At 49.6% G+C, this 11,721-nt stretch carries 10 protein-coding genes; 4 read left to right on the forward strand and 6 right to left on the reverse strand.

Going from position 1 to position 11,721, the window contains the following annotated elements:
• The first annotated feature begins 75 nt into the window (after window positions 1-75).
• The 3 genes from HR45_RS10115 (at window position 76) to HR45_RS10125 (ending at window position 2,888) form a co-directional block, all read left to right on the forward strand.
• A complete protein-coding gene (locus HR45_RS10115) occupies window positions 76-1,113 on the forward strand; it encodes an NADP(H)-dependent aldo-keto reductase (protein ID WP_037442551.1) in 1,038 nt (345 codons plus the stop codon).
• Between the two features lie 99 nt (window positions 1,114-1,212).
• Window positions 1,213-2,433 (forward strand): aminotransferase class V-fold PLP-dependent enzyme, encoded by a 1,221-nt coding sequence (locus tag HR45_RS10120; RefSeq protein ID WP_037442553.1) that lies wholly within the window; start codon window positions 1,213-1,215, stop codon window positions 2,431-2,433.
• A 2-nt stretch (window positions 2,434-2,435) separates the two neighbouring features.
• Entirely contained in the window at window positions 2,436-2,888 is a 453-nt protein-coding gene (locus HR45_RS10125) for a SufE family protein (protein ID WP_037442555.1), read from the forward strand.
• A 182-nt stretch (window positions 2,889-3,070) separates the two neighbouring features.
• Here HR45_RS10125 and fdhE read toward each other — a convergent pair whose 3' ends face one another.
• The 4 genes from fdhE to fdnG are packed head-to-tail and all read right to left on the reverse strand — an operon-like array spanning window position 3,071 to window position 8,521.
• Window positions 3,071-3,970, reverse strand: coding sequence for a formate dehydrogenase accessory protein FdhE (gene fdhE / locus HR45_RS10130; RefSeq protein ID WP_037442557.1), 900 nt, complete (start codon window positions 3,968-3,970; stop codon window positions 3,071-3,073).
• Window positions 3,971-3,972: 2 nt separating this feature from the next.
• Window positions 3,973-4,599 (reverse strand): formate dehydrogenase subunit gamma, encoded by a 627-nt coding sequence (locus tag HR45_RS10135; protein ID WP_037442559.1) that lies wholly within the window; start codon window positions 4,597-4,599, stop codon window positions 3,973-3,975.
• Window positions 4,596-5,501 (reverse strand): formate dehydrogenase subunit beta, encoded by a 906-nt coding sequence (gene fdxH / locus HR45_RS10140; protein ID WP_037442560.1) that lies wholly within the window; start codon window positions 5,499-5,501, stop codon window positions 4,596-4,598. The genes HR45_RS10135 and fdxH overlap by 4 nt, the downstream gene beginning before the upstream one ends.
• 2 nt (window positions 5,502-5,503) lie before the next feature.
• Window positions 5,504-8,521, reverse strand: a complete 3,018-nt coding sequence (fdnG, locus tag HR45_RS10145) for a formate dehydrogenase-N subunit alpha (RefSeq protein ID WP_081933448.1) — start codon at window positions 8,519-8,521, stop codon at window positions 5,504-5,506.
• Window positions 8,522-9,390: 869 nt separating this feature from the next.
• Between fdnG and HR45_RS10150 the strand changes: the two genes are divergently transcribed.
• A complete protein-coding gene (locus tag HR45_RS10150) occupies window positions 9,391-10,215 on the forward strand; it encodes a formate/nitrite transporter family protein (protein WP_037442561.1) in 825 nt (274 codons plus the stop codon).
• A gap of 55 nt (window positions 10,216-10,270) precedes the next feature.
• Here the strand turns inward: HR45_RS10150 and HR45_RS19045 are convergent, their stop codons facing one another.
• The gene (locus HR45_RS19045) at window positions 10,271-10,876 is read right to left on the reverse strand and encodes a HupE/UreJ family protein (protein WP_052074669.1); all 606 of its coding nucleotides are present in this window, start codon (window positions 10,874-10,876) and stop codon (window positions 10,271-10,273) included.
• 134 nt (window positions 10,877-11,010) lie between these two features.
• Entirely contained in the window at window positions 11,011-11,607 is a 597-nt protein-coding gene (locus HR45_RS10160; RefSeq protein ID WP_037442562.1) for a hypothetical protein, read from the reverse strand.
• Between the last annotated feature and the right edge of the window lie 114 nt (window positions 11,608-11,721).

Below are 11,721 nucleotides of genomic sequence, written 5' to 3' on the forward strand. Positions count from 1 at the left end.
CCAAACGCTTAGCTACTGGGCAGCCTTCAAAAAACTTGCTAGCTTGAGATCCTATCTAAGCAAAGGGAGTGTTTGATGGAGTATCGCCGAATCCCCCATACCAACCTTGATGTCAGCCAGTTGTGCCTCGGCACCATGACATGGGGTCAACAAAATAGTCAGGCGGACGCATTTGCGCAACTGGATTGCGCCATTGGTGCAGGGATCAACTTTATTGATACTGCCGAGATGTACCCAGTACCACCCAAACCGGAAACCCAAGGTGCCACTGAAACCATTTTGGGTGAGTACCTGCGCAGCCGTAAAAATCGCGACAAACTGATCATCGCCACTAAGATCGCTGGGCCTGGCCGCTGCGATTATATTCGCCCCGATATGGCGTTGGATTGGAACAATATTCACGCCGCGGTGGATGCCTCGCTGGAACGGTTAGGTATCGATACCATCGACCTGTACCAAATCCATTGGCCGCAACGCGATACCAACTTTTTTGGCGAGCTGTATTACCCAGAAAATCCCCGCGAAACCAAAGCCTCGATTCTGGAATCACTGGAAGCGCTAGCGGAAGTGATCCGCATGGGCAAGGTGCGCTATATCGGCGTGTCGAACGAAACGCCATGGGGCATAATGAAGTATCTGCAACTGGCAGAAAAACACAGCTTGCCGCGTATCGTCACGGTGCAAAATCCCTACAGTCTTTTGAACCGCAGCTTTGAAGTGGGCATGAGTGAAATCAGCCACCGCGAAGAGTTGCCGCTGCTGGCCTACTCGCCGCTAGCGTTTGGTACGCTCACCGGCAAATACCTCAACGGCCAACAACCGGATAATGCTCGGCTGAGTCTGTTTAAACGTTTCTCGCGCTACACCAACAGCCAACAAGCGCTCAAAGCCACTGAAGCCTATGTCACGCTGGCGAAAAAACTCAATCTCAGCCCGGCGCAATTGGCGCTAGCCTGGGTTAACAGTCGCCCCTTTGTGGGCAGTAATATTATCGGCGCCACCAGCGTGCAGCAGTTAGAAGAGAACATCGGCAGTCTGGATTTAACCTTGGACGAAGAGGTGTTGCAGTCACTGAAGCAGATTTCCGATGAGTTCCGCCTGCCCTGCCCGTAAATCGAATCGCGCCACGCACGGCTAAAGCCCTTGCAATAGGCGGCAGAATCTTTGAAGATCTGCCGCCTATTCTTTTGTTGCAACGCTGAGCACTGATCCATGAACCACGCTGCTATTCGCGCGCAGTTTCCGCTGCTGACCTTATGCCAAGGTGACTATCCGCTGTGTTATCTCGACACCGCCGCGACCGCGCAGAAACCTGAATGCGTAATAGCTGCCATGGATAACTACTATCGCCAGCAAAATGCCAATGTGCATCGCGGTTCCTACCAGTTATCTGCCAGCGCCACCAGCGCCGTAGAAGCGGTGCGCGACCAGTTGGTAAGCTTTATCAATGCTTGCGCACGACAAGAAATCATCTTTACTCACGGCACCACCGAATCACTCAACCTGCTGGCTTATGGCTTAACGCCGCACTTGACTGCTGGCGATGTGATTTTGGTGGATAGCGCCGCCCATCACGCCAACCTTGTGCCGTGGCAACAACTGGCACTGCGCACTGGCGCAATCGTTGAACCCATTGCGCTGGATAGCCAGCAACGGTTGAACATCGAAGCCTTTAAAAGCCAGCTCGCGCGCAATCCAAAACTGGTGGCGCTGAGTCATGTCTCCAACGTGCTCGGCACCGTGAATGATGTCGCTCAGCTTTGCCAACTGGCGAAGCACGCGGGCGCAATTACAGTGGTCGATGGCGCGCAAGCGATTGCTCACTTAAACGTGGATGTGCAGACCATCGGCTGCGATTTTTATGCGTTTTCCGGCCACAAAATGTATGGTCCAACCGGCGTTGGCGTGTTGTGGGGCAAGCTCAGCGAACTCGAACAGTTAACCCCGATGCTGACCGGCGGCGAGATGATCAAAACCGTGAGTTTCAGCGGTACCACCTTTGGCGCGCTGCCGCATCGGTTAGAAGCGGGCACACCGCCGATTGCCGAGATTATTGGCCTTGGCGCGGCGCTTGAGTTTCTCAAGCAACATGCCAACAACGACAGCCACGCCCATGAGCAACACATGCTGCAGCTGCTGCAGCAAGGCTTGGCCCAATTGCCAGAAATCGAGTTATACGGCGCCCACAGCGATAACTGCGGTGCAGTGGCGTTTAATGTGCGCGGTGAACATCATCAAGACATTGGCGCGCTGCTAGATCAGCAAGGCGTAGCCATTCGCTGCGGCCATCACTGTGCCATGCCGTTGATGGAACTGCTACAACTCAGCGGTTGCTGCCGCGCATCCATTGGCATCTACACTAACGAGCAAGATATTCAGCAGTTTTTAGCGGCGCTGAAGCAAGCCCTTGAACTGCTGAATGAGGATTTTTAATCGTGACTGACGCGTTACCCATCCTGCCCGCGGCGCAATTTAGCGCCTTTTATCAGCAGCAAGATAAGCTACTGAGCGCCCGCGATAAACTGGCGCAGGCCAGTAACTGGCAAGACAAATACCGCTTGCTGATGCAACTGGGCAAACTGCTGCCGATATTGGAAGATTCGTTGAAAACGGAACACGCGCGAGTTGATGGTTGTGAAAGTGCCGCATGGTTGTATCACTGTGAAATCGACGGCCAGCACTTCTATCTGGCGGACAGTGAAGCGCGCATCGTCAAAGGTTTGATTGTGTTGCTGCTGGCAGAAACGAACGGTAAATCCAGCGCTGAAATTGCGGCGTTTATGCCGGAGCAATACTTTGCCGAACTTGGCTTGGCCGGGCAGCTTAGCCCATCGCGAAGTAACGGCCTATTTGCGTTGGCGAGTAAGCTGCAGCTGTTGGCCCTGTAAGCTTCGACAGCAACGAGTGCGCATCGAATAGCGGCAGAAAGTTAGTTAGCACCAGAAAGAAAAAAGCCATGACAAAGGAGTAGTATTTTTTGTCATGGCAAATATGGAACCGCGCTTTGGTTACAATGGACTGTTACAACTGATGGTTACAACAGTTTGTTGCAATGGAGTTTTGCAAAGGATTAAGGTGCCACCTCATCTGCTAACAGCAGTGGGTTCACCGTGGTTGCGTGGAAGCCTTTTTCAGCTAACTTAGCATCCAAGCCCATAGAGGCTAAGTCATCTGCAACGGCGTCCATTTGTGGCGCAAGGTTTAAAAACAACATCTTAGTGTACCCGTCACAATCGTCGCAGCTTTCAACGCGGATCGGCGCTTGATGCGACTCAAACGACCATAACTCCACGGCTTTTGACTGATTACAACTAGTGCAGTGCGCCCGTACGTAATGCCATTCACTATCACACAAGCTGCAATGCAAGTAGCGCAGACCTTCGCGGGGTTTATCCACCACCACGCTGGCCACTGGATGGCTACCGCATACCGGACACTTGGTTTGCTGCTTGATCTGATTCACATCCATACGTGCGATAACTGCAGGCGCCCAATGGCCCCAGTACACCGCCAGTGCGGCCCATATGAACAAACGATACTCGGCTGGAACTTGGCTAAAATGGCCACGCCATAAGCAGTTGCCCCACTTTTGCAACTGCTCCGGCGTTTGGCACATTAACCGTTTTACTACAGGCGAAATACTGCTTGGCACTTTGTCCAGTAACTGGGTTAGCAACAGCTGTAATTGCACAATCCAGTACTGGTTGCTCCCGTGACCTTGCAGCGGCATCGCCTGATTCACGTTGACCTCAGGTGCTGGCCCCATGTCGGTATCGCAAAGGGTTTGCTGGGTTGATACCAAGCTGACGCACAGCGTTAAATAATCTGCCAGCGGCGAATCCTCAGCTAGCTTGGCTAGCCGCTCTGCACGGTGCTGATAAACCGCTTGCTGATCTGCGGCAATAACCGGCTTGATCGCCAAAGGGGATTTATCGGCAAAGCTTAATGGAATCTCGCTGGCAATGGTCATGATTATTTATCCTCGTGATCTTCTAACATCATTGGGTGGTGTTTACGGGCCCAAGCTTTTGACACTTTGCCGTACAACATGCCGGTGATAGAACCTTCAATCCAGCATGCCATCCACACGTGAACCACCAGCGCAATCAGCATCAATATGCCGCAAGCTGAGTGGATCAGGGTTGCCCAGTTCACCGTTTCAGGTGCGAACATTGGCGCAAAGTAGGGTTGCCACATCATGATGCCGGTCACGATGAACGCGATAACGAAAATCACGAATGAGCGGAACAACATTTTTTGACCTGGGTTGTAGTGACCGACAGGTGGAATGTTGTCTTCTTTTTGCAGCAGTACCCACACCACAGCTTTCATCCATGGCAGATCATACTTGTTCCATTTGTTATGGCCGTAGTAGCGCATCAGCATCACCGCCAGCAATGCAACCATCACGATACCGAAGAACGGGTGCATGATTTTTGCCAGTTGCGGCGTGCCCACAATGCCACTCAACCATTGGAACGATGGAAAGAAGAATGAAAACCCAGTTAAAAAGGTCACTAAGCCGACAAACACAATGGTCCAGTGACACAGACGGTCAATGAGTTTGTGACGAACAATCAACTCTTTGTTGTTACTCATTGTTTGTCCTCCTCGGTTTCAGCGGCGGCGTCAACATAGCCTGGCTGATCTTCCTCAACAATGTTGCGGCCTACCGCGATACGGTGCATCAGTGCGAAACCTGCGGTCGCCAGCAAGCCAGCGGTACCCAATGGTTTCAGCCAATCTTGACGGATTTCAGTTGCTGCAGGTACGACAGGATCTGCTGGCATACCGTAAGTTTCTGGCTTGTTGATGTCGTGTAGGATCATCATGTAGTGGGTGCCACCTACGCCGTCTGGGTTATACAGACCCGCGTTTTTGTGACCGCGTTCTTTCAGTTGCGCGACACGTTTTTCTGCGTAGAACAGCATGTCTTCGCGAGTACCAAAGCGCAGTGCGCCCACAGTACAAGTTTTCACACATGATGGTTCCAAACCCACGGCCAAGCGGTCAGAACACAAAGTACATTTGTAGGCTTTGTTATCTGTTTTGCTGATTTTTGGCACGTTGAACGGACAGGCACTGGCGCAATAACCACAACCGATACATTTGTCTGAATCGAAATCCACCGTACCGTTGGCGTGTTGCACGATAGCGCCGCCGGTAGAACAGGCTTTCAAACAAGCTGGGTCAGCACAGTGCATACAGGCGGTGTGGGTAAACTGCCAGCGCAGTTTGTTGTCATCCATCACTTCGTGGTATTGCATGATGTTCCAGCTTTCTGGCGACAACTGCATTGGGTTTTGGTAGCTGCCTTGGAAAGTCCCGACTTCATCACGCAGGTCGTTCCATTCAGAACACGCCACTTGGCACGCTTTACAGCCAGTACATTTAGTGGCATCAAACAGCTTAGTTACTTCTTTTACCGCACCGGTGCGCGCTTGCGCAGACGGCGTGATATCGGTAGTACCTGAGCGGCGGATAATATCTTGAGAAGCCATAATTAGAAGCCCTCCGCTTTCGCAATATTCACAAGGAATGCTTTGTATTCAGGAGTTTGCGTGTTGGCATCACCCACTGCTGAGGTCAGCTCATTGACGATATAACTCTTTTGCGTCAGCGCTTCATAACTGCCGTGGCGCGGAATACCGATGGTGTGTACTTTTTTACCTTGTACCAACATAGGTTGTAGACGTTTAGTCACATACGCTTTGGTGATGATGTGCGAACGTTTAGAAGTCACTTTCACCCAATCGCCATTAGCGATGCCTTTCTCGGCCGCCAAGGTTTCATCGATTTCGATGAAGTGCTGTGGCTGAGTAATCGCCGCCAAACGACAGTGTGTGGTCCAGTTGTTGAAGTGCTCAGTCATTGAGTAGGTAGTACCTACATATGGGAACTCTTCGCTGGTACCGAAGCTTTCACGCAAGCCTTGGAACATACGTGCCACTGGGTTGTTAGTGACTTTCGGATGCAGCGGGTTGCTACCGATTGGTGATTCAAATGGTTCGTAGTGTTCAGGGAACGGACCATCTTTCAACTGACGCAGCGCAAACAAGTGACCAGTACCATCCGCTTGCATAATGAATGGATGGGCTGAATCTTCAGCATTCAACTTGGCGTTGAAGTCAGGTACGTCGATACCTTGCCATTTGCCTTCTTTGTACTCGAGCAGCACACGGCTTGGGTCACGTGGTTTACCGTGAACGTCGCAAGACGCGCGGTTGTACAGAATGCGGCGGTTAGCCGGCCAAGCGAATGACCAGTTAGGGGTAATGCCTTTACCTGATGGGTCGCTGTTATCGCGGCGGGCCATCATGTTGCCTTCTTCGGTCCATTGACCGGTGTAGATCCAGATACCGCAAGCGGTTGAACCGTCGGCTTTCAATTCAGAGAAGCTGTTCAGCAGTTTGCCAGTGGTGAGATCGTAACCGTTCATCTCTTTGGCAATCTCTTCTGAGCTTGGCTCGTGCTCAATCGCGTAATCCCATTTAATGGCTTCGATTGGCTCAGGCAGACGACCACCCTCTTCACGATACAAGCGTTTCAGTTCCAGCATGATGCCAGACAGAATAGCTGGATCTGACATTGCTTCACCCGGTGGGTTGGCGCCTTTAAAGTGCCATTGCAACCAGCGGCCAGAGTTAGCGATAGAACCGCTTTCTTCAGCAAAACAAGTCGTCGGCAGACGGAATACTTCAGTTTGGATGTTGGCAGTGTCAACGTCGTTGAACTGACCCGCATTACGCCAGAAGCTCGAAGTTTCGTTAGCCAGCGCGTCCAGAATCACCAAGAACTTCAGGTTAGACAAACCTTTAGAGACTTTTTGTTTATCTGGCTGAGAGTTTAGGGTGTTTATACCTTGAATGAAGTAACCGTGTACTTCACCGTGCACCATCATGTCGATCTGTTTGCTGATATCGTACTGTTGGTCCCATTTTGGCAACCAGTCATAACCGAAGTCGTTTGCAGCAGTCGCGTGCTCACCGTAGAAAGATTTCAACAGTGATACGGTGAATGCTGGGGTGTTATGCCAGTAGTTAGTTGAACCAGGACGCAACGCTTTTGGTGTGTAGTGGTTCAAATAGGCTTCAAGGTTGATATCGGCGTCGTTTGGCAGTTTCAAATAACCTGGCAGACCTTGGCACAGCAGTGCTAAGTCGGTCGCGCCTTGTACGTTGGAGTGGCCACGCAGCGCGTTCACACCACCGCCCATGATACCCATGTTACCCAGCAGCAACTGGATCATCGCCATGGTACGAATGTTTTGTGCACCCACACTGTGTTGGGTCCAGCCCAGTGCATACAGGAAGGTGGCCGCTTTGTTGTCTACGTGAGTGGCACCAATTTGTTGGCACACATCCAAGTAAGCTTCTTTTGGCGTACCAGTGATGCTAGATACTGTGTCTGGATCGTAGCGATCAACGTGTTTTTTCAACAGGTTTAATACACAACGTGGGTGGGTCATGGTTGGGTCAACTTTGGCGTAGCCATCGTCATCCAACTCATAGAACCAAGAAGATTGGTCATAGGTGTTAGTGGTGTCATCAAAACCACTGAACAGGCCTTCGTTGAAGTCAAAGTCTTCCCGCACGATAAACGGCGCGTTGGTGTAGGCTTTCACGTATTCAACGTTGATCTGTTTTTTCTCAAGCAGGTAACGGATCATACCCAGCAGGAAGGCGATATCAGTACCGGAACGCAGAGGTGCGTAGGTATCAGCCACTGCCGCACTGCGGTTGAAACGAGGGTCAACCACGATCAAGCGCGCATTGTTGTGTTCCATCGCTTCAGTTACCCAACCAAAGCCAACCGGATGCGCTTCTGCCGCATTACCGCCCATCACAATCGCGAGGTCGGTATTTTTCATATCGGCCCAGTGGTTGGTCATCGCACCACGACCAAAGGTCGGTGCCATCGCAGCAGGCGTTGGTGCGTGACATACGCGGGCGATGTTATCTAAGCCCAGCATACCAATGGCACGACCAAATTTATGGGTAACAAAACAACCTTCGTTCGCTTGCGCTGATGAGGTCATCATCCCGAGGCTGGTCAGACGGTTAACGGTTTGACCCTTGGCGTTTTTCTCCACCAAGTTGGCATCACGTTCGTCTTTCACCAAACGTGCGATACGTTTGAACGCTTCATCCCAGCTAATACGTTGCCATTCATTGCTGCCTGGTTTACGTACTTCAGGGTATTTCAGGCGGTGTGGACTGTTAACATAATCCACCAACCCAGCGCCTTTAGGACATAATGCACCGCGGTTGATTGGGTTATCTGCATCACCTTCAATGTGGAAGATGTGTTGCTCAGCATTTTTTCCGTTGCTGCTGTGGCTGTACATCAACAAGCCACAACCCACAGAACAATAGCAGCAGTTGTTGCGTGTCTCTTTAGCTCTGAGCAGTTTAAATTCTCTTACTGCAGCAAATGCCTTTTCAGACATCAAGCCCAGTGCAGAGATGGCAGAAGTTGCAGCTCCTGCGGCACAGAGTTTGAAAAACTGTCGTCTGTTCATTGTCATTTCACACACTCTCTTTTTATGTGCTTTCCTACTGCGGCGAGTGTGCCGCAGGCTTGAGTTTTAGCCTTGTCTAAACTCATGGCACGAGTATCTATAAAAATGACTTCAAATAACAAATAACGACATGTGATAATTATCACATTTAATCACCGAAAGAATTTACACCTGATTTTATTAGATTAACCGGATTATTAAACCTTAAATTAAACAATAAATAGATATTTAAACTAAATTATACAAAAACATATATGGACATTTTGACCGGATAAAATGTCCACCTTGTATCAATGTTACCGTGTCAAAAGATTACAATGTGACATACATCACCAATTAAACAGTTAAGCGCTAGTTTATAGACGAAAATTAGCAAATACTTATTTGTGACATGGTTCTCATATCCCTTACTTTTATTGTGTGAACTCGCATATCAACCAAGCGCATATACACTCGTGTTCCTTGGCAGCTCAGTTCTCCCGACTAAAAAATGCCAATATCGCTATTCATCGTCCAATGCACTTCGATAAAGCAGTGACTCACCAACTTGGTGCATAAGCCCCCCTCCCCAAAACACGACAAATACCATTAAGATGCTGATTTTATTTGATTTAAATATTTGGCACGCTATCTGCTTTATACAAAGTGAACTATAAAACAGGCATTGAAGTCTGTGGCTTAAATCGGAATGTGTAACCTTCAAATTCAGCATGAGTGCACTGAATTTGAAAGTGTCACCGGGTAATGGCGCCCTATGTATTACGTGTAACCACGCAATACATAGGGCGTTTTTTTATGCCTGAAATTCAAAAAATAAGCCCAGTGCCGCGTAATCCTGTGCAACTTGACACTTAGTGAGGAACAGCAACATGTCTTATTTAGAGCCGAGTGAATTCGTTACCAAAATGGTCGACCAAGGTGAGTCTAAAGTTTATATGTCTGCCAAAGATACGCTCATCCGTGCCTTTATGGCGGGGGCTATTTTGGCGCTGGCGGCAGTGTTTGCCATCACTGTGGCGATTAAAACTGGCCAACCACTGTTGGGGGCGGTGCTATTCCCGGTGGGCTTTATCATGCTGTATTTGATGAAGTTTGATCTACTGACTGGCGTGTTCACCTTAGTGCCATTGGCGCTACTGGATAAACGGCCGGGGGTGACAGTTAAACAAGTGCTACGCAACTGGGGACTGGTATTTATTGGCAACTTTGCCGGCGCACTTAGCGTCGCCTTTATGATGTCGTTCATTTTGACCTACGGTTATAACGTCGATGGCGGCGCCATTGCCCACAAGGTGGCAAAAATCGGTGAAGCCCGTACTTTGGGCTACAAAGCGCAAGGGCTTGATGGTTGGCTAACCATCTTTATTCGCGGCATGTTGTGTAATTGGATGGTGTCGATGGGCGTCGTCGGGGCGATGATCTCCAGTTCTGCCAGCGGCAAGATGATGGCGATGTGGATGCCGATCATGCTGTTCTTCTTCATGGGCTTTGAACATTCGATTGTGAACATGTTCCTGTTCCCATTCTCGATGATCATGGGCGGCAACTTTACCTTTATGGAATACATTGTCTGGAATGAAATCCCAACCGCGCTAGGCAACCTAGTCGGCGGTTTTGTACTGGTGGGTTTACCGCTGTATTTTACCCATGTGCGTACCAGTCCTGAACGTATTTTGAAGAAACATCAGGCGTAAATTGCCACAAAAAAAGACCGCCAAAAGGCGGTCTTTGCTGTAATAACACCTAAAGTTAGCGCAATAGCACCAACAAAAATCCAGCGGCCAACATCATCCCTCCGTAACCAAACGCAATATTGCGGTGCTGAGTTTTAAACAGTGCATAACAAGCGCTTTCACCAAACACACAACATAGAACGCCCGCTGTTACCAACGGTGCACCAAGGAGTAGCAACTGATGGCCTACATCCACTGATGCTAAGGGTTCAAGATGAGCAAAACGATAGCCAAAGGCAAAGGCCAAGACGCCCGTTAACGCTATCGCCCCGTGTACCGACCATCGCACATTGCCCGCAATCAACATACCGATCAAAAACACTGCTAATAACATCCCCTCTTCTGCAAATATCATTGCGATGGAGGTGTGTTCGGCGGCAAAGCCACACAGTAACAACACCGAAAAAGTCAGGGGTAATGCCCACAGTGCTCGACCGCCAATTTGCATCGCCCAAATGCCAACACCCACCATAAACAACACAGTTGCGATGAATTGCCAGTTTGGAAATTTGGGCAATTCCGGTGACAGGGATGGTGCTACAGAAAACCATAGCAACAAGGCAATGAACAAAGTAATTGGAAGCCGAAACGGATGGTCGCTGAAAGCGGAGAAGTTGCGCATACATACCTCTTGTTGGCCTGTGATACACAACTACACCTTAGAAGAGTTTGTCGATAACAGATTTGACCTAGTTCAAAAAAAAGACAATACCTTTACATGCGAGCAAATACTTTAGTCTTAATTAAGACGGCCGATTAACAATCGCTATTCAGCAGAGACAAACGTTGCTCCCGCGGTTTATGTGGCGAGCTTTCCCCAGTCGCGACTAACTCACCTCCCTCAAGATGAAACTGAATATCCCCCATCCAATCTAAACGGCCAAGCGGCTTCAGTTGATAGCGTCCAAGTGGACGCGGACACACTCGTGACACATAGTGATAAGCCGTCCCAAAAGCACCAGGATCTGCGGTGTAGACGTAAAATGGTTGCCCATCTAGTGAAAACTCTTGATGAAAGTGTTCAAGGTAACCAGCGGTTGGCAGATTTAACATCACCCCAAGCAACACAAAGGGCAGTTGTATGAGGCATAACCCTGTTAATACTGAGACAGGTATTATTGGTCGTTTCAGCTTTGGCTTGAGGTATGGATATAGGGCTAACAGCACAGTCCCGACAATAAACAACATGCCCAGTTTTAGCAGCAATAGATAAGCCCGCGCATAAGCGGTAAACATCGGTGACTGCCAGTTAAGCCCCCAAAGTGTGCCAGGATATAACGACTCCAGTAATGGCAACACCACCAAACACCAGAGCAAAATCCATACGCGATACTTCACCATCCATTGCCACATAAATTTCTAATCCCTTACATTACCGCCCGCGAGCGTTAGCTACGAAAATCAAAGGTAACGACTATATCCCAGCCAAGCTGAACCTCGGCATAAATTGCCATGAAAAAAGCCGAC

The organism is Shewanella mangrovi (assembly GCF_000753795.1).
GTDB classification, from domain to species: domain Bacteria; phylum Pseudomonadota; class Gammaproteobacteria; order Enterobacterales; family Shewanellaceae; genus Shewanella; species Shewanella mangrovi.

Excerpts from the sequence above, each read along its gene's own strand:
- fdnG (WP_081933448.1), bottom strand. The coding sequence starts at position 8,521 with ATGAACAGACGACAGTTTTTCAAACTCTGTGCCGCAGGAGCTGCAACT.
- fdxH (WP_037442560.1), bottom strand. The coding sequence starts at position 5,501 with ATGGCTTCTCAAGATATTATCCGCCGCTCAGGTACTACCGATATCACG.
- HR45_RS10150 (WP_037442561.1), top strand. The coding sequence starts at position 9,391 with ATGTCTTATTTAGAGCCGAGTGAATTCGTTACCAAAATGGTCGACCAA.
- HR45_RS10115 (WP_037442551.1), top strand. The coding sequence starts at position 76 with ATGGAGTATCGCCGAATCCCCCATACCAACCTTGATGTCAGCCAGTTG.
- HR45_RS19045 (WP_052074669.1), bottom strand. The coding sequence starts at position 10,876 with ATGCGCAACTTCTCCGCTTTCAGCGACCATCCGTTTCGGCTTCCAATT.
- fdhE (WP_037442557.1), bottom strand. The coding sequence starts at position 3,970 with ATGACCATTGCCAGCGAGATTCCATTAAGCTTTGCCGATAAATCCCCT.
- HR45_RS10160 (WP_037442562.1), bottom strand. The coding sequence starts at position 11,607 with ATGTGGCAATGGATGGTGAAGTATCGCGTATGGATTTTGCTCTGGTGT.
- HR45_RS10135 (WP_037442559.1), bottom strand. The coding sequence starts at position 4,599 with ATGAGTAACAACAAAGAGTTGATTGTTCGTCACAAACTCATTGACCGT.
- HR45_RS10120 (WP_037442553.1), top strand. The coding sequence starts at position 1,213 with ATGAACCACGCTGCTATTCGCGCGCAGTTTCCGCTGCTGACCTTATGC.